This window comes from Echinicola sediminis (genome assembly GCF_054777495.1).
This window is the reverse complement of record NZ_BAAHAP010000065.1, coordinates 1-18,482: the sequence shown is the minus strand read 5'-3', so window position 1 is coordinate 18,482 and position 18,482 is coordinate 1. Positions and strand designations below refer to the sequence as shown.

17 protein-coding genes are annotated in these 18,482 nt (G+C 44.4%); 10 read left to right on the top strand and 7 right to left on the bottom strand.

Features of this window, described 5'->3' with window-relative positions; translation table 11 throughout:
* Positions 1–51: 51 nt before the first annotated feature.
* Both ACYVAA_RS15730 and ACYVAA_RS15725 read left to right on the top strand, forming a co-directional pair.
* Positions 52–255: a hypothetical protein gene (locus tag ACYVAA_RS15730; protein ID WP_460543457.1), complete on the top strand. Its 204-nt coding sequence runs from the start codon at positions 52–54 to the stop codon at positions 253–255.
* A 127-nt stretch (positions 256–382) separates the two neighbouring features.
* The gene (locus ACYVAA_RS15725) at positions 383–1,021 is read left to right on the top strand and encodes a porin family protein (RefSeq protein WP_460543433.1); all 639 of its coding nucleotides are present in this window, start codon (positions 383–385) and stop codon (positions 1,019–1,021) included.
* Between the two features lie 193 nt (positions 1,022–1,214).
* On the opposite strand, the gene pruA is transcribed toward ACYVAA_RS15725, so the two are convergent.
* The 3 genes from pruA to ACYVAA_RS15710 form a co-directional block, all read right to left on the bottom strand.
* Positions 1,215–2,846 (bottom strand): L-glutamate gamma-semialdehyde dehydrogenase, encoded by a 1,632-nt coding sequence (gene pruA / locus ACYVAA_RS15720; RefSeq protein ID WP_460543431.1) that lies wholly within the window; start codon positions 2,844–2,846, stop codon positions 1,215–1,217.
* 87 nt (positions 2,847–2,933) lie between these two features.
* The gene (locus ACYVAA_RS15715) at positions 2,934–3,629 is read right to left on the bottom strand and encodes an HAD family hydrolase (protein WP_460543429.1); all 696 of its coding nucleotides are present in this window, start codon (positions 3,627–3,629) and stop codon (positions 2,934–2,936) included.
* A 12-nt stretch (positions 3,630–3,641) separates the two neighbouring features.
* The gene (locus ACYVAA_RS15710) at positions 3,642–4,022 is read right to left on the bottom strand and encodes an ArsR/SmtB family transcription factor (RefSeq protein WP_460543427.1); all 381 of its coding nucleotides are present in this window, start codon (positions 4,020–4,022) and stop codon (positions 3,642–3,644) included.
* Positions 4,023–4,192: 170 nt separating this feature from the next.
* On the opposite strand from ACYVAA_RS15710, the gene ACYVAA_RS15705 reads away from it, so the two are divergent.
* Complete coding sequence (locus tag ACYVAA_RS15705; protein ID WP_460543425.1) at positions 4,193–4,804, top strand: peptidase associated/transthyretin-like domain-containing protein; 612 nt, start codon at positions 4,193–4,195, stop codon at positions 4,802–4,804.
* A gap of 125 nt (positions 4,805–4,929) precedes the next feature.
* Here ACYVAA_RS15705 and ACYVAA_RS15700 read toward each other — a convergent pair whose 3' ends face one another.
* The gene (locus ACYVAA_RS15700; RefSeq protein ID WP_460543423.1) at positions 4,930–6,534 is read right to left on the bottom strand and encodes an aminopeptidase P N-terminal domain-containing protein; all 1,605 of its coding nucleotides are present in this window, start codon (positions 6,532–6,534) and stop codon (positions 4,930–4,932) included.
* A 207-nt stretch (positions 6,535–6,741) separates the two neighbouring features.
* Between ACYVAA_RS15700 and pafA the strand changes: the two genes are divergently transcribed.
* The 7 genes from pafA to ACYVAA_RS15665 all read left to right on the top strand — a co-directional run bounded on the left by pafA (position 6,742) and on the right by ACYVAA_RS15665 (position 16,012).
* Entirely contained in the window at positions 6,742–8,367 is a 1,626-nt protein-coding gene (pafA, locus tag ACYVAA_RS15695; protein ID WP_460543421.1) for an alkaline phosphatase family protein, read from the top strand.
* Between the two features lie 211 nt (positions 8,368–8,578).
* Entirely contained in the window at positions 8,579–11,464 is a 2,886-nt protein-coding gene (locus ACYVAA_RS15690; RefSeq protein WP_460543419.1) for an outer membrane beta-barrel protein, read from the top strand.
* A gap of 97 nt (positions 11,465–11,561) precedes the next feature.
* On the top strand, positions 11,562–12,257 hold the full coding sequence (locus tag ACYVAA_RS15685) for an SDR family NAD(P)-dependent oxidoreductase (RefSeq protein WP_460543418.1): 696 nt from the start codon (positions 11,562–11,564) through the stop codon (positions 12,255–12,257).
* An 11-nt stretch (positions 12,258–12,268) separates the two neighbouring features.
* Positions 12,269–12,772 (top strand): TspO/MBR family protein, encoded by a 504-nt coding sequence (locus ACYVAA_RS15680; RefSeq protein WP_460543416.1) that lies wholly within the window; start codon positions 12,269–12,271, stop codon positions 12,770–12,772.
* A gap of 175 nt (positions 12,773–12,947) precedes the next feature.
* Entirely contained in the window at positions 12,948–13,439 is a 492-nt protein-coding gene (locus ACYVAA_RS15675) for an SRPBCC family protein (protein WP_460543414.1), read from the top strand.
* 1 nt (position 13,440) lies between these two features.
* Entirely contained in the window at positions 13,441–14,535 is a 1,095-nt protein-coding gene (locus ACYVAA_RS15670) for a cryptochrome/DNA photolyase family protein (RefSeq protein WP_460543412.1), read from the top strand.
* The gene (locus ACYVAA_RS15665) at positions 14,528–16,012 is read left to right on the top strand and encodes a cryptochrome/photolyase family protein (RefSeq protein ID WP_460543410.1); all 1,485 of its coding nucleotides are present in this window, start codon (positions 14,528–14,530) and stop codon (positions 16,010–16,012) included. The genes ACYVAA_RS15670 and ACYVAA_RS15665 overlap by 8 nt, the downstream gene beginning before the upstream one ends.
* 18 nt (positions 16,013–16,030) lie before the next feature.
* On the opposite strand, the gene ACYVAA_RS15660 is transcribed toward ACYVAA_RS15665, so the two are convergent.
* From ACYVAA_RS15660 to ACYVAA_RS15650, 3 genes are all read right to left on the bottom strand, one after another.
* Positions 16,031–16,660, bottom strand: coding sequence for a LysE family translocator (locus ACYVAA_RS15660; RefSeq protein ID WP_460543408.1), 630 nt, complete (start codon positions 16,658–16,660; stop codon positions 16,031–16,033).
* A gap of 242 nt (positions 16,661–16,902) precedes the next feature.
* Positions 16,903–17,610: a DUF434 domain-containing protein gene (locus ACYVAA_RS15655; RefSeq protein ID WP_460543406.1), complete on the bottom strand. Its 708-nt coding sequence runs from the start codon at positions 17,608–17,610 to the stop codon at positions 16,903–16,905.
* Between the two features lie 5 nt (positions 17,611–17,615).
* A complete protein-coding gene (locus tag ACYVAA_RS15650) occupies positions 17,616–18,071 on the bottom strand; it encodes a GNAT family N-acetyltransferase (protein ID WP_460543403.1) in 456 nt (151 codons plus the stop codon).
* Between the last annotated feature and the right edge of the window lie 411 nt (positions 18,072–18,482).

Below are 18,482 nucleotides of genomic sequence, written 5' to 3'. Positions count from 1 at the left end.
TTGCCATTGGGCTTTTCCCAGGTGAGTCCCCCGTCAATAGAGAGTACAGCCATGGCTAAAAAATCCAAAAAAGAGGAAAATCCTAAAGTAAATCCCGAATTGGAGGGATTCAAAATGAATATTAATTCATTTGGAGAGATTTCCAGCTCTTTTTCAATTGACAAAATCAACGAGTTTTTGAACAAAAATGTCGAAGACAAGAAGCTCAAAGACCGAGATGATTTAGATGAAATAAAAAAAGATGAGAAAAAATAGTCCGCCTTGGCGGGCTATTTTTTTCTTTTTTTAATTTATTTAGCCTTTCCTAATGCTTAACTAGTCAACTTTGAAGTATCCTATCTCTTCCTCCTTTCTCTTAGCCTGCAAAGCAACGGTTATTTTTATGGTAATCACGTTGTTTGCTTCCGAATCGGAGGCCCAGACCAGTATCGGTATACGGGGAGGCTATTCTTATTCAGGGATGTCCTATCGCCCAATTCCGTCTATCCCGGACCGAAAAGTGCATGGCATAAAGCAAGAACCTGTTTTGGCTTTTGTGGTGGAACATTTTTTTAAGGACCACGCCGGGGTGGAGCTCAATGTCCAGTACCTGACTACTGGTTATATAGAATATAATGAGGAGGAGACATTGTCAAATGAGACCCATTTCAACTACTTGAAAATCCCCTTTCTGTCCAATTTTTATTTTGGCAGGTCTGGACGGTTTCATATTAAGATGGGGCCGCACTTTGGGAGGTTGGTTAAAGCCACTGATGTCCGGCGGGAGTTTGAGGCTGAAAATCCTGCCGTGCCTATTCTCCCTACCTATGGACAGGCGGACGATAAGCCCAATCGCCTGATGTACGGATTGACTGCTGGAGCAGGGATCTCCAAGGTTTTTGGAAAAAGTACCCTTGCAGCGGAAGTAAGGGCCTCTTACGAACTTGGACGCGTAGAGGGACAGGAGAGAATCTTCGATATGGCAGGTACCAATCTCGAATTCACGGTTTCCTATCTTTTTCAAGTTATCAAAAGGAAGTGAAGTAGGACTTAAGATATAAGAGCTGGACATAAGAAGAAAACAACTCCGGTTATTCAATTTTTCATTACAAAAATAGTATTGCTGTCATCGCTTAGAATAATTCTTGTTGCCTACTCAATATTAGGGTTATGTGCACAAAAAAAGCCATCCGCTTTGTCGGATGGCTTTTTTATTATAGTCTCCTGTTGGAAGATCAGTCTTCGCCTAGGAATGGATATCGGTAATCGGTTGGAGTCACAAAGGTTTCCTTAATGGTCCTAGGGGACACCCATCTCAGCAGGTTGATCATGGCGCCAGCTTTATCGTTGGTCCCTGATTTTCTTGCCCCGCCAAATGGCTGCTGGCCTACTACAGCACCGGTACACTTGTCGTTAATGTAGAAATTACCTGCAGAGTTTCTCAGCTTTTGCGTAGCCAGCTGCGCAGCATACCTGTCTTGGGAGAAGATCGCTCCTGTAAGGCCATAGGGAGAGGTTTTGTCCACCAATTCCAAAGTAGCTTCAAAATTATCTTCCTGATAGACATAAATGGTCAATACCGGCCCAAAGATTTCCTCACACATGGTGGTGTACATAGGATCCGTGGTCAACAGTACCGTAGGTTCAATAAAGTACCCTTTGGATTTGTCATAGTTGCCACCGGCGATGACTTCAAGCCCATCTTCTTTGGCTTTATCGATGTACTTGGCAATTTTATCAAAAGACTTTTCGTCTATGACAGCATTGATGAAGTTGGAGAAGTCTTCTGTTCCGCCCATTTTCATGCTGGCGAGATCTTCCTGCATGTACTTTTTGACCTCCTCCCATAGGTTGGATGGAACATAGGCCCTTGAAGCTGCCGAGCACTTCTGTCCCTGAAACTCAAAGGCTCCCCTTACCAGGCCTGTTGCCAGTTGTTTGGCATGGGCAGATTTATGGGCTATGATAAAATCCTTACCTCCTGTTTCACCTACAATTCTAGGGTAGGACTTATAGGTTTCAATGTTCTGGCCAATGGTTTTCCAGATGGTTTGGAATACGGCGGTCGAGCCGGTAAAGTGGATGCCTGCGAAATCAGGGTGCTTGAAAATCACCTCTCCGGCCTCAGGACCGTCCACATAGATGAGATTGATCACACCATCGGGCACGCCGGCCTCCCGGAAAACTTCCATCAGCACATTTGCGGCATAGATCTGGGTATAGGCTGGTTTCCAAACCACCGTATTGCCCATCATGGCAGGTGCCGTAGGTAAATTGCCCGCGATGGCGGTGAAGTTAAACGGTGTCAGGGCAAAGATAAAGCCTTCCAAAGGACGCTGTTCTGTCCTGTTCCAAACGCCATTTCCGGAAATGGGAGGCTGTTGTGCGTAGATTTCCGTCATGTATTTTACATTGAACTTAAGAAAGTCTACGATCTCACATGCTGAATCGATTTCCGCTTGGAAGGCGTTTTTGGACTGGCCAAGCATTGTGGCGGCATTCATTTTATATCTGTAAGGCCCCGCTATTAGGTCAGCTGCCTTTAGGAAAATCGCGGCTCTTTGTTCCCATTCCATCGTTTCCCAAGCTTCTTTGGCACCAAGTGCTGCGTTGATGGCTTGTTCTACATGGGACTTGTCTCCCTCATGGAAGTAGCCGAGAAGGTGTTGATGGTCGTGGGGGGGAGAAAGGGGCAATTTCTTGCCTGTTCTCACTTCTTCACTTCCTATGTACATAGGAACATCAACTTCCTTGGAACGTGCTTCTTTCAGGGCTTCTTGGAGCTTAGCACGTTCCGGAGATCCCGGGGCATAGTCAAATACCGGTTCATTTTTGATTTCCGGTACGTTGAAAAAACCTTTTAGCATAATAATTTGAGTTTTGTATATTCTGTATGCCACAAATATAAAAATTCGGAGCAGAATTCCATGCCAAAAGAAGTCCGATTAGTCCACCTAGAGGATCGCCTGCAGCTCCTCTAAGCCATGTATCGTATAGGTCGCTTCTGCTTGATTGTCTTGTTTATAGGGATTGAAAAAGACTTGGTCGATAGCAGCATTCCTAGCTCCCTGGATGTCAGAGATGGGATTGTCACCGATCATCAGGCATTCTTCCGCACTGGTTTCCAGCTGGCCCATGGCATACTCAAAGATTCTTTTGTCGGGCTTCCTGTGCCCGGTCGTTTCGGAAGTGACAATGAGCTTAAAATAAGAAGTAATACCAGAAGAGTTCATCTTAAGTGCCTGGCTTTCATTGAACCCGTTGGTGATGATATGCAATTCATACTTGTCCTTCAAGTAGTTGAGGATTTCCTTGGAGTAGGGGAAGAGGTGGGGCTTGGAGGAGGTGCGTTGCAAGAAATCCTCTTCCATTTCTATAGGAACGGGGATTTTGCTGGCTCCGAATTGATCAAATATCCTTCGAAACCGCTGACTCCTCAGCGTTGTTTTATCGATTTTTCCGGTATTGTAATCGTTCCAGAGGTCCGAATTTATCATCAAGAAGGCCTTATAAAAATCCTGTCGGGAGGGCATGCCCATGTTTTCCAGGGCATAGATGTCAAATAATTCGAACAGGGATTCCTGCACATTCCTGTCATAATCCCATAGGGTGTGGTCAAGGTCAAAAAAAAGATGACGGTACTTTCTCAATTTACGCTACTTTTATCGGTAAGGGTTGTTTTCAATTTTATTGATGGCCAGCTCTCTGTTGGAAAGGAGGATCTCATAGATTTCTTGATCTCTTTTTAAATTCACATCCTTTTGGATGAATTTAAAAATCTGACCAATAATTTCAATGGCCTCATCCAATATATAATAAAATGTCCATTGATCAATTCTTCTGCTTCCCACCAGACCTGAATTTTTGAGGTAGGCCAAATGGCGGCTGGTCTTCGTTTGGGTGAATTCAAGAATGTGTTCCAGATCAGAGATGCACAGTTCTTTGTTCTGAATCAGTAAATGAATAATTCTTACCCTCGGCTCCTCGGAAAGGGCTTTAAAAACCCTCATTCCGTAATTCAAACTGATGTTTTTTAGTCGCATTTAATAACTTTTAACGAAGAAACCTGCCTGAAATTAAGAAAATGCAGTGAAAATAACCTATAATAGCAGCTGAAATTGACCAGCAAATGTAAACCATTTTTCTGGTCGGTCGTTTCTCTTAAAAAGGCATCATTTTGAAAATCAATTCTTCATATCTCGGTTTATTTTTAATGCTCCTACTATTCTTCGTTGGGATCCAGCAGGTTGATGCACAGGAAACCCAAGAGAAAAAGGTGCTGCAGCTTTCCGGGATAATATTGAATGCGGACAGTACCACCGCCATTTCCGGCGTGAATGTCTATGTGCCTCGTAAAGGCCGAGGAACCAGTTCCAATAGCTTTGGTTATTTCTCAATGCCTGTGGCTGCAGGGGACAGTGTGATTTTCAGTTTTATAGGGCTGAAAAGCCAAACCTACAAAGTCCCCGAAAACATCAAAGAGGACAAAGTAAGCCTGATTCTGACCATGGTACAGGACGAAATCGCGCTGGAAGAAATCGAGGTAATGCCTTACCCTACCGAGGAAGAGTTCAAGCAGGCTGTTTTGGCGATGACAATAGAGGATGTTCCTTTGGATAGGGGAAATCTTAGCCCTCAGATGCTGCTGAGATGGGCTGAGCAGATGCCGGCCTCTCCGAACGAGAATTTTAGAAGTTTCCAAAGTGGACAAATGCAACAAATTCAGGACCGCTATGGTCCTCGCTCCTTTCACTTGCTGAACCCATTTGCTTGGGCCAACTTCATCAAATCCATAAAAAGGGGAGATCTTAAGAAGCAAGATTAACTCCTTTATAGTTACGGGGAATCGGTTATTAAGCAAGTGAATTAGGTATTCCCAATGTGCTTCAGGAAAAATCGATGAAGGTCCGGGGCTCAGCTTGATGCCTTGCCCCAGTCCATCCTGCTTTTTCAGAGCTCAGGCAATATCCACTCTTCGAGAATACTGGGCTGGGCCATCATGGTTTCTACCTCACCGCTGGTCCTTGGGGCGTCTGCTGATAAATTTTCGTATCCGTTTTCTGTAATCAAAACATCATCTTCTATCCTCACGGCAATATTCCACCATTTGGGATTGCAGTCACTTCCTTCAGGAATATAGATGCCCGGTTCTACGGTTAGCACCATTCCTGTTTCTAAAGTCCCATAAGTTCCTCTGTCATGGACATCCAGGCCGAGATGATGGCTGGTGCCATGTGGAAAATACTGGTGTCGTTGCCCCCTGATGATAATGCCCAGTTTGGCCAAGCCTTCGTCAATTACTTTTTTTGATGCAGCATTGATTTCCTTGAATTCATTTCCCGGTTTACAGGCGGCCAGGCCGGCTTCCTGAGCTTCGTAGACCAAGTCATAAATGATTTTCTCCTCTTCGGTGAATTTACCCGAAATGGGAATGGTTCTGGTCACATCGGCTGTATAGCCTCTCCATTCGGCGCCCAGATCCATCAGCATCAGCCGGTTTTCAGGATTTCTCAGATCGTTTGAAATATAATGGAGGATACAGCCGTTTTTCCCTGCTCCCACTATGGAGGGGTAGCCCACTGCCTCAGCCCCATATCTTTTATAGACAAACTCATGAATTCCCTGAACCTCCCTTTCTGAAATACCTGGCTTCAAAGCCTTCATTACCTCAATTTGCCCTATTGCTGAGATTTTTATGGCCTTTTTCAGCAAGCTGATTTCTTCGGAAGTTTTTACCCCTCTTAGCGTCGTCATCATTTCCGGCAGTGCGGATATGTCTACTTTTATTTCCGGGAGTTCCTCGGCTATGGCCATACGTTTTTGCGGTGTTTCAGCAGTGGCAAATGCGATGAGTTTTTCATTACTTTCCACCTCAGGATAGTACTTTCGGTACCTTCCGATAACTTGGGCCACATTGGCCGAATTTTCGAGGTCCGTGGCCTTGATCAAATCGTACAGTTGATTGGTTACTTTTGAAATATGCTCCGGATAATCCGAGGAGGATTTGAAACTTGCTCTCAAGGCCATCATCTCTTTGTTGGCCCCGCTTTCCTCTATTCCCTGAGAGAGATCAAAGGTCAATATTCTGTCCAGCTCTTTAAAGTTGATCGCTGCTTCAGCCCCGAATTGGGAATTTACGTAAACCTGTTCAAACCCCAGGTTTTCCTTAACTCCCTCTATTCCCAACCGTTTTCCGTTCCACATTTCGGCATTTTTATCCCTTGCCTGAACATAGATCACTTCATCGGTCATCTGGCCTGCTACTGTCTTTGGTTCGCTGAAAACGACCAGAACGGCATTGGGCTCCCTGAGGCCCGTTAGATAAAAGAAATCAGTGTTGGGATGATAGACAAAATCCACATCATTGGACCGGTTTTTCACCGCTGAGGTGAAAATAACCGCAGCTGAATTGGTAGGGAGCATTTCCCGGAGAGCGGCTCGTCTTTCCCGGTGAAAGTCTTTGTCCAGTCCGTCATCGAAATACGACTGCCCAAATGCATGGTGCATTATCACCATTAAAAAGGATAGAACCGAAATTCCTCTAAAGTTTCGCATGCTTATTAATTTTTTCGAAAATGAATAGCTAAGGTGAAAAATACAATTGTTTTTACATAAACGTAAATATCTCTATCTTAGGCAGCATTTTAAAGAAGGGGTGACCGCTAAAAGCTTAAAAATCCCTTCCTCAAGACTTCACATTGTGTTGACATCATTATTGACCCTAATAGTTACATTTGTTGAAATAATTAAAGTATTAACCCCATGAAAAAGCTTTTATTAGCCGGCATTATTTTACTCACATCCCTATCAGTTGGCTTTGCCCAGCAAGCGGACAAGCCCAAGTTGGTTGTGGGAATTGTCGTAGACCAAATGCGTTACGAATACCTTCATAAATTCCATGATCGCTATACTGATGGCGGCTTTAAAAGGCTGATGCATGAGGGCTTTATGATGAAAAACGGCCATTATAATTATATCCCTACTTTTACCGGACCGGGTCACTCTTCGGTGTACACCGGGACTACCCCTGCTACGCATGGGATAATTGGGAACAGCTGGTATGTAAGACAACTGGATAAGACCTTGTACTGTGCCGGTGACAGCACGGTGACCGGTGTAGGGGGGACGGCCAACAAAGGCGAAATCTCTCCAAGAAATCTCCTGACCACCACCATTACGGATGAGCTTAAGCTTTCCACCAATGGACGTTCAAAGGTAGTGGGCATTGCCATTAAGGATCGTGGGGCAGCCCTTCCTGCGGGACATATGGGTGAAGCTTACTGGTTTGATGGTAATACAGGGGAATTTATGACCTCTACCTATTATAAGGATGAATTGCCTGATTGGGTAAAGAAGTTCAACCGTAAAAGGCTAGCGGAAAAGTACCTTTCCAATGTGTGGAAGCCTCTTTATAATATCAAGACCTATAAGCAGAGCGTCGAGGACCATAATGAATTTGAAGTGCCGTTTATCGGAAGGGAAACCACTGATTTTCCTTATGACCTGAAAAAGCTGATGGAGAACAACGGAGGACCGGGGCTGGTGTCCTCTACGCCGTTTGGCAATGACCTGACCCTGGATATGGCCTATGCGGCGCTGGAAGGTGAAAACCTGGGTAAAGGGGATGAAACTGACTTCCTCGCCATTAGCTTTTCTTCAACGGATTATGTCGGCCATCGCTTTGGCCCCAGCTCTATTGAACTGGAAGATACTTATCTGCGGTTGGACAAAAGCCTGGAAAAATTCTTCAACCATTTGGATCGCAAGTATGGAAAAGGGGAATACTTGGTGTTCCTATCTGCAGACCATGCTGTAGCAGATGTGGTCAACTACATGCACAGCGTGCAGGTGCCTACGGGAAGTTTTAATGCCGGCTTTGCCCTTACCCAACTGAAGGGATTCACCAGACAGCATTATGGAGAAGGGGACTGGATCCTGAATTCATCCAATGAACAGATTTTTCTTAACCGGTCTTTGATAGCAGAAAAAGGGTTGGACTTAGAAAAAGTGCAAAGAGAAATAGCGACTTTTTTACTCAAATTTGATGGGATAAAGGAGGCGTACACGGCGACAGACATGATGAGCAAAGAATACAGAGAAGGCCGAAGACACTTGCTTCAAATGGGCTTTAACCACAAGGCTTCAGGCGATGTCCTATTGGTATTGGAGCCGGCATGGCTGGTGAACTCCTCCAAAGGAACTACACATGGCTCAGGTTATGCCTACGATACACACGTGCCCATTCTATTTTACGGTTGGAATGTAAAGCCTGGTACCAGCACGCGGTACTGTACCATTACTGATATTGCCCCGACCCTATCGATGATGCTCAACATCAGAATTCCGAATGGCGCCAGCGGTCAGCCAATTCAGGAGATCACCAACTGAGGTAATATTAGCTTAGAAATAAATAGAATAAAATCCATGAAGGAGGACTGCGGTCCTCCTTTCTTGTTTTAATAGGTCACCAATTGTTTTTTTCATTCACCCCTTAATTTTACCTTCTGTCTCCGATAAGGACACTTTTGACATAATAAGCTATTGGGGTATTAAACGTTCCCCTCTTTTTTAGGTCTAATCAGCATCAAAAACCTGATGCATGAAAACAAACGTTACTAAATTGATTTTTAGCCTGGTGGTTTTGGCCTGGGCAATTCCTGTACTGGCACAAGAGGGGCCTGGCAGACCGGGAGCAAGGAGAGCCCAAGGAGGATTTTCCGTTAAAATTTCCGGAGCTGTAGTTGATGCTGAAACAGAGGAGCCCTTGATAGGGGCGAATGTGTTGGTGAAAAGCCCCGCGGATAGTTTAGTGGCCGCCACAGTTACCAATGACAAAGGGGCATTTGAGCTGGATAGACCAAGACTCCAGCAATTGATCGTAGAAATTTCCTATATCGGTTATACCAAATTGAGGCAGTCTGTGGAGCAGCGTGGACCGGTTGATTTGGGGACGCTCAAACTTATGGAAAATGGCAACGAACTTGGTGAAGTGCTGGTAGAGGGGCAGGTGCCTGTGGGAGAGATGAAAGGAGATACTGCCGTATTTAATGCAGCGGCCTTCAAGACCAAAGAAAATGCTTATGCCGAAGACCTGATCAAAAAGATACCGGGCGTGGTGATCGAAAACGGAAAAATCCAGGCACAGGGAGAAGATGTGCAAAAAGTGCTGGTCGATGGGCGTGAGTTTTTTGGTAATGACCCCAATATTGCCCTGAAAAACCTGCCCGCCAATATGATCGACCAGGTGGAAGTGTTGGATCAAAAGTCCGACCAGGCAAGACTGACAGGACTGGATGACGGCAATTATGCCAAGACCATCAATATTATCACTAAAGGAGATATGCGCAATGGATACTTTGGACGGTTGTATACCGGGTATGGTTCGGAGGACAGGTATACTGCAGGGGGCAATGTAAATATCTTTAAAGGAGACAAGCGGATATCTATTTTGGGGCTGTCCAATAATATCAATCAGCAGAACTTTTCTTCGGAGGATTTATTGGGCGTTTCCGGGAGTGCAGGTGGTGGCCGCCGGAGAGGAAATCCCGGGGGAGGAAATGATAACTTCCTGACCGGAAATGATAACGGGATCGCCAAAACCAATTCTTACGGACTAAACTACAGTGACCGCTGGGGAGAGAAGATCAATTTCAGTGGAAGTTACTTTTTTAACCATTCCAACAATAACCTTTTCCAGATGACCAATACCGAAACAGTCGTCTCAGAGGATTTGAAACAATACTATCAAGAAAAGCTGATCAGTAGTACCAAAAACCAAAACCATCGGCTCAATGCCAGGTTCGAGTACGATATCAATGATAAAAACAGTTTAATCATTGCCCCAAGGCTGAGCTTTCAGAACAATAAACGACTCAGTGATCAGGATGCATTGAACCTGGATGGGAACTTGGACTCACTCAGTGCCGCCAGAACCATCAATGACAGGCTTTCTGATGGGTATAATATTTCCAATAACATTACCTATCGCTATAAATTTGACAAGCAAGGAAGGACGATTTCCACCAATATTTATACAGGGTTCAATAAAAGGGACCAGCTGACCGATCTTCTGGTAGGCAACAGGGATTTTGTGAGGAGTACCATCGATACCACCTTTCAGGAAACCAATGCCCTTTCGGATGGCTTCAACTATCGGGCAAACATTACCTATACAGAACCTATCAGTGAAAAGTCCCTGCTCTCGCTGGATTATGCCATAGGGAATAATAAAAGCACGGCCGACCAAAAAACCTATATTTTGGCGCAGGAGCAAAACATCATGGTGTTGGATACGGCATTGAGCAATGAGTTTGATAATAAATTCACCACCCAAAAAGCCGGGTTGGGCTACCGCTTTAGTGATAATGGCTGGAATGTCAATATGAACTTGGACTACCAAAACGCCAGGTTAAACAATGATGCTCTTTTTCCGGAAGAGCGCACATTTGAGAGGAGCTTTAACAATGTCCTGCCCAATGCCAGCATCAGTTACCGTAACCGGGAAACCGGGAAAAATATGCGCTTCAGGTACCGGACCAGCACCAACGAGCCCAGTGTAAACCAGCTTCAGAATGTAATCAATAATAATAACCCTTTGCAACTCAGCATAGGTAATCCAACACTTGGGCAAAGCTATAACCATAATTTCTTCGCCAACTTCGGGAAATTTGACATGGAACAGTCCAAGACACTGTTCGTTTTTGCCAATGCCTCGTTAACCAATAATCATATCGGGACCCACACCTATGTGGCCCGGCAGGACACGCTGATCAATGACGAGGTGCTGCTTCGAAAAGGAGGACAGATTACCCAACCGGTAAACCTCAAAGGAAATTGGAATGCCAGGGTGTTTCTGAATTATGGCAAGCCCTGGGAAAAGCTGAAATCCAATATCAACCTGAATTCCAGTGTAAGCTTTAACCGCACGCCGGGGATGGTCAACAATGAGATCAACTTCAACGAAAACATAGGACTTACACAAAGGTTTTCCCTGACCAGTAATATCAGTGAAAATGTGGATTTCACCCTGTCCGCTTCCGGGACTTATAATATCGTCAACAGCAGTTTACAGAGTACGTTGGAAAACAATTACTATGTGCAAAATACCGCCTTCCAGTTTTACTATTCTCCCAATCAAGGGAAGTTATTTGTAAATTCCAACCTGACCAATTCTTGGTATTCCGGCCTTTCAGAAGGCTTTGACCAGTCCATCTGGTTGTGGAATGTGGAGGCAGGGTACCGCTTCCTGAAAGATAAAAAAGGAGAACTGAAACTGACCATCTTCGATGTATTGGGTGAAAACAACAGCGTTAGCCGAACCGTTTCCGATGTTTCCGTCTCTGATGTGTACTCCAATGTATTGACCAGTTATGGATTGGTGACCTTTACTTATATCATTGGTAAATTCAAAAAGCCTGAAGGTGGCGACAGGGATGGGTTTAGAAGGTTTGGTGGCCCGCCGAGGGGTGGGGCGAGAAGTTGGTAATTTTTTTGGTGATAACAGCGAGGCCGGATTTTCCGGCCTCCTTTGTTTACAGATGGGAAAAGAAAAAACAATTTCCCCAAGAGCTGGTTATTGAAGCATGGGAAATTATTTGATTATCGGCGCTTCTTCTGGTATAGGTAGGGAACTGGCTCTTCAGCTTCAAGGTGAAGGAAATCAGGTCATTGGGACCTATTTTTCAAAGAAACCTGAAGAGGAAAATAACATCCAATATCTTCCATTCAATGTCATGGAAGATAAGCTGGATCTCGGTCAGCTTCCGGATCAGCTAGATGGCCTGGCTTATTGTCCAGGAAGCATAGATTTGAAGCCGTTTTCAAGGATTAAGGAAGAAGATTTTCTAAAGGGGCTGAGGCTTAACGTCTACGGGGCTGTAAGGACCATTCAAGAAATTTTACCGCTATTAAAGCAGTCCAACGAGGGATCTATTTTACTTTTTTCTACCGTGGCCGTACAGCTTGGACTAACTTTTCATACCGAGGTCTCGATGGTTAAAGGGGCCATTGAAGGACTGGTCAGGTCGTTAGCGGCGGAGTTGGCACCCACGATTCGGGTAAATGCTATCGCCCCTTCCTTGACAGATACCCCTTTGGCCGGTTCATTGCTCAATAGTGATGAAAAAAGAAAGGCCAATGCGCAAAGACATCCCCTTAGACGAATCGGTAAACCTGAAGATATAGCCGAAATGGCGGCCTTTTTACTCTCCTCCAAATCCAGCTGGATCTCTGGACAGATTTTACCCGTGGATGGGGGAATGTCCTCCATGAGGATCTAAACACAAAAGAAATGATGGACAAGTCAATAAATTTTCAAAAGCTTGATATCAACTGGCTGAAACTTTTAGGTTGTGTGCTGGGCGTTATTGTCCTGGGCAGCATCTCTGGTTTGGCCAATATGGGGAATATCGAAACTTGGTATGCCGGTTTGGAGAAGCCTGATTTTAACCCGCCGAATAGTATTTTTGGACCTGTTTGGACCCTGTTATATGGCTTGATGGGACTAGGACTCTATATTATCTTAAGCTCCCCAAAATCCAAAGAAAGAAGCCAAGCCCTTCGGCTGTTTTTCATCCAGCTTTTCTTTAACTTTTGCTGGAGTTTTATCTTTTTTTATTTTCATCAGCCAGGTCTTGCTGCAATTGAAATTATCGTTTTGTGGGGCTTGATCCTTATGATGATCCAGCGCTTTTACAGGGTCAACAAAGCAGCAGCCTACCTGCAGCTTCCCTATATTTTATGGGTGAGCTTTGCTGCAGTACTGAATATCAGCATTTGGTGGTTGAATAGCTGACAGTGGCTTTTGGGAAAACAATTTTTTCTCCCGCTTGTTGGAAAGATACCAGACCAAGTTCCGGTAAAGCATGTATAAATGAATGTTTGAACACAGGAGAAGCTAGGGACAGGAAGGGCAATGCTGCTTGTTCTATTGTTTTCTTAGCCTCATAGCCATTAAAAATTGGGATAAAATGCCGCACTACCAGTTATTTTCCGAACAAAAGATTCCGGCCAGCTTAGAAGAGGTTTGGGAATTTATCTCTTCCCCGGCCAATTTAAAGGTGATCACCCCCGATCATATGGGCTTTGACATCACTTCGCCCAATTTGCCTGAAAAAATGTATCCAGGGATGATCATCAGTTATAAAGTAAGTCCTCTGCTGGGGATCAAGATGACCTGGGTGACAGAGATTACTCAGGTGAAAGAAATGGAATTTTTTGTAGATGAGCAAAGGGTCGGCCCTTACTCCCTCTGGCATCACCAGCACCGCCTGACTCCGTTGCAGGAGGGAGGTGTCCTGATGGAGGATATTGTTACGTACCAGCCTCCCTTTGGACCTTTGGGTATGATTGCCAATGCTGTTTTCATTCGCAGACAACTTCAAAAGATTTTTGACTACCGATTTAAGGCAGTGGAGGAGATGTTTGGAAAGTATGAAGCCCAAGCGCAGTTGAAAGGATAATATGGATTTCCCCAGTTCATACCAACAGATTGTACAGCGATTAGATCAGGTGGATCCTCAAGCCTATGGACGATCGAGAAATTACCTGGACGGTGCTGTCACTTATCTTTCCCCATACATTTCCAGGGGAGTCATTTCTACCCGACAGGTGATGGATCATGTGTTTGCCAAAGGATATGAACCGGAACAAATCTCAAAATTCATTCAGGAACTGGCGTGGAGAGATTACTGGCAGCAAGTCTGGAAGGCCAAGAAAGACGCCATCAGCAAGGACCTCAAAACAACACAGCATCCTGTAAAAAATCATGAGATGCCGGAGGCAATTCTTTCAGCAAGGACAGGAATCCAAGCCATCGATCATCTAATAAAAGAATTCTATCAAACGGGTTACTTGCACAATCATGTGCGGATGTATGTGGCAGCCTTGGCCTGCAACTTCGGACAAAGCCACTGGCATACACCGGCGAGGTGGATGTACTATCATTTGTTGGATGCTGATTGGGGAAGCAATGCCCTAAGCTGGCAATGGGTAGCAGGAAGCAACAGCAACAAAAAGTACCTGGCTAACCAGGGCAACATCAACAGGTATTGCCATTCCGATCAGCAGGGCACATTTCTGGACCAAAGCTATGAATCTCTTTCTCAAATGGATGTTCCAGAAATACTGGAAGCCACAACTATGCCCGATTTGGGAGTGAAGCTTCCCCAAGACAAGCCATTGGAAGTGGATCCTGAAAAAGCCACTTTGGGGTATAACTTTTATAATCTGGATCCCAAATGGAGAGCAGAAGGGGGGTATAACAGGGTGCTATTACTTGAGCCAAGCCATTTTGACCAGTATCCTGTTTCTCCAAAAACCATTGATTTTGTCCTTTCTCTGGCCCAAAATATCCCTAAAATTCAGGTTTTGGTGGGAGAATTTTCCGATCTGGTCAGACGGCTTGGAAAGAAAGAAATTTACTACAAAGAGCATCCCTTGAACCAACATTATGAGGGGATAGAGGAGGAAAGGGAATGGATGTTTCCGGTACAGGGATACTATCCTTCTTTTTTTGCCTTTTGGAAGCAATGTAAAAAGTACCTGAAACATGACTAAGTCGTCGATCAATATCATCTTCCCCCATCAGCTCTTTGAAAAAAGTCCTCTGACGGAGAATGGCCATCCCGTATATTTGGTGGAAGAATACCTGTTTTTCCGTCAATATAAATTCCATCAACAAAAGCTCCTTTTCCATAGGGCAAGCATGAAGGCCTACGCAGATTTTTTGAAAAATAAAGGGCTGGAGGTCCATTATGTGCCTTCCACTGAGCGGACTTCAGATATCAGGAAACTGATACCTCAGTTGGCCGATGAGAAAGTCCAAAGGATCATTATGATAGACCCTACAGATAATTGGCTGGAAGGAAGGACGCGTAAGGCCTGTGAACAAACAGAAATCAAATTAGAGGTTCACGAGAGCCAACTTTTTATCAATACCAAGGATGATCTGGAAGAATATTTCGGGGGTAGAAAAAAGTTTTTTCAGGCCGATTTTTATGAACAGCAACGAAAAAAGAGGGATGTGCTTATGGATGGCAAAGCCCCATTGGGCGGAAAATGGAGTTATGATGCCGACAATAGGAAAAAATACCCGAAAAAGAAGAAGCCACCGAAAATCCAATGGCCCAAGGACAATGAATATGTAAAGGAGGCAAAGTCCTATGTAGAAAATAACTTTGGAAAGAATTATGGCCGACTTGATGATGGACCAAACTACCCGGTGACTTTCGAAGAAGCAGCCCGTTGGTTGGAACAGTTTCTAGAGCAGCGTTTTGCTGATTTTGGCCCTTACGAGGATGCCATTGTTCAGCGGGAAAGCTTTTTGCATCATGGTGTATTGACCCCGATGCTCAATGTGGGTTTGTTGTCTCCACAGCAGGTGGTGGAAAGGACCCTGGATTATGCCGAGGAGAATGAAATACCTTTAAATTCTTTGGAGGGTTTTATTCGGCAGCTTATTGGCTGGCGGGAATTTATCAGAGGGGTATATGAACGGGAAGGAACCAAGGAGAGGACAAAGAATTTTTGGGGATTCAAGCGGAAGCTCCCTAAGAGCTTTTGGGAAGCCAAAACAGGGGTTGTACCCATCGATGAGACGATCAGTAAAACCCTCAAAACGGCCTACAACCACCATATCGAACGGCTCATGGTGCTGGGGAATTTTATGCTGTTATGTGAGTTTGATCCGGATGAGGTATACCGCTGGTTTATGGAGATGTATATCGATGCTTACGATTGGGTGATGGTCCCCAATGTATATGGCATGAGCCAGTTTGCGGATGGCGGCTTAATGGCTACCAAACCCTATATCAGTGGCAGCAACTACCTTAAAAAAATGAGTGACTTTCCAAAGGGAGATTGGCAGGAAATCTGGGATGCCCTGTTTTGGCGGTTTATGCATGTGCACAGGGACTTTCTTGGGCAAAATCCCAGGCTGAAGATGCTGCTGGGTACCTTTGATAAGATGGATAGGAAAAAGAAAGAAGGGCTGTTGGACAGGGCAGAAGAGTTTTTGGAAGGATTGGGCCAGTGACTTCAATAGTCTGGCAGTTTATTTTTCAGATAATGCCAACTTGACGCCCAGAGCGACAAATATTCCTCCGGTTATTCGGTCAAGCCATTTCTTGATGCCGTAATTTTCCCTGATCTTATCGGATAATTTAGAAGAAAAGAAAGCTAAAATCAGGCACCACAATGTCCCCGTGGCAACAAAAGTCATACCGAGGAGCAAGAATGGATAGGGGCTTCCAATTTCTTTTTGATCCACAAATTGTGGAAGGAAAGCCAGGAAAAATAGCGCTACTTTAGGATTCAGCACATTGGTCAGTATTCCGGAAAAGTATATTTTCCGAAGACTATGGGCATTGGTGCTTTTTTCGATGTCCATTCCCTTGTCCTGCTTTGAAATCAGCATTTTTATCCCTAGAAAGATAAGGTAGGCCGCTCCGGCATATTTTACCGTTTGAAAGGCTAGGGAGGATTTTGCAATGATTAAAGAAAGGCCGAGGACAGCAAACACGCAATGTACCAAAGCTCCTGTGCCAATCCCCACGGCAGAGAGTAACCCCGCCTTTTTACCTTGTGAAATACTCCGTCCTAATATATACATTGTGTCCGCTCCCGGTGTTAAATTCAAAAGGATCGACGCAAATAGAAATGCTTCAAAATTAATGATACCCATAATGTTTTTTAAAATTACTCACTGTGTTTTGTCCCTTAGAGATTGCTTAAATGTGTAGCACTGAGCACTGACTGTCATGATATAGGTAAATGCATTTTATTCAAGTAACTGGTAAGACCAAGGTATTGCTGCTGCAAGATGCCATGTTCATCCAAAAGGCACAATTCTTAGAGACCCACAAAACATTTCGGAACAACTTCTTTTTCGCCAAAAAGGTTCTTAGTCTTTAAGAAAATCGATGTCTAGTATTCGATCACATTCGCCTCCGTAAGATGATTTTCTAGGAGATGGGCACTTAGGTTAAACCATTTGTCGACATGTTCCAGCACCCATCCATCGGATGAAATGACCACGTGGGGACTCTTGGCCAATTCTTTGTCAGGATCAAAAACCAGCTCTGCTTCCCAGGGAAATTCCTTATCCCGGCTGATTTCCAATAGCCTTTGTCTTAGCCGACCGCTGTTCGATACTGGCCTGTCCAAATACCATTTGACCGACTTCACATTCAGGTCCATTAAACTATTTCCCATCAGTAAGATGGCCTCTTCGGTTTTGACCACTCTTCTGTAGGAACCGTGCACGCTGGAAATGTCACGGTAAAGGCCATCGCGGCCTTTGAAGATAAAAGCACCGGACAGCATGCTCTCCAATAATATCAGCAGATTGAACCCGTCTATCTCTACCGTCTGGCCTGCCAGTTCCACTTCAGTACATCGGGAATGATTTCGGATTTGTATTCCCTGATCGCTGCAACTGACCCGTAAGAGGGCCATTCGTTGTCTTTTGTGTAGTTTATATCGATTTCCCACGATGTTTAGTGCGGAACGTTCGGCATAGCCCCGGGTCAATAGGTAACATAGGTCGTCCACAGCCTCCTTTAAAACGGGATGCCACTTGGTCGCAAACCACTTATCATCACTCGCCTGCTTGCCTCTGTTTCTTGTCGTCAAGGGGCTTACGGAATGTTTTTTAAAAAATGCACCAATTCATCCTCCTCCCAAAATCCCATCTTTTTGTGGAAATTTCGGGATGCAGTAGCCGACAACCAGGTGTCGGAGCCGATTTGGCTGCAGCCGTTTTCTTTACACCATGCCTCTCCGAGCAGGACAAATTCCTTGGCTATTCCCATCTTACGGAATGCCGGTTCCACAAAGATACCTTCGAGATAACCTGTGGGAGATTGCTTGGCCCCTTCCACATAGTCGGTCCTGAGCGTGAAAATTGAAAATCCCAGGTATTCGTCGTTGGAAGTTTTGGCAATCAGTATCTTTTGCTTTTCCGAACCAAGCCTTTGCAATAGGAGTTTTTTTAATTCTTCCCGATCAATATCCTTCCATAGCTTTTGGCTCATGATCAAAAGCGGCTCAAAATCAGTATCTACGAAGGTATGGTAAAGTATTTTTGCTGACATGTGATTTTACTTCAGGGCCTCTAAGTCCCTACCTAAAATAATGAATTTTTTATCGACTAGTGGATCGAGGGAGAATTGTTTTTTATGAATATCCGAAGTTATGCCAGTAAACGAAAATCTCAAGAAGGTGTCCGCGAATCCACCACGGCGGACAAGTTTACACGGATTAGCACGAATTAATTTTTAATCAATTCGAAGAAAATCAATGAATTATAGGAAAATTTCGTTTATGGTAACAGTACGGATAATCAGATTGTTTTTTTTAAGTAATTAAGCATTTGGGTTCCTTTATTTTTCCACAGTTCAGTAGTGATTTTTAGATGCAAAACTTATCAGGAACTTGGGGAATTTATGAGAGTGAGGAGCAAATTTGTAATCAAGCTGAATTTATGGATGAATATTCTCAGGGGG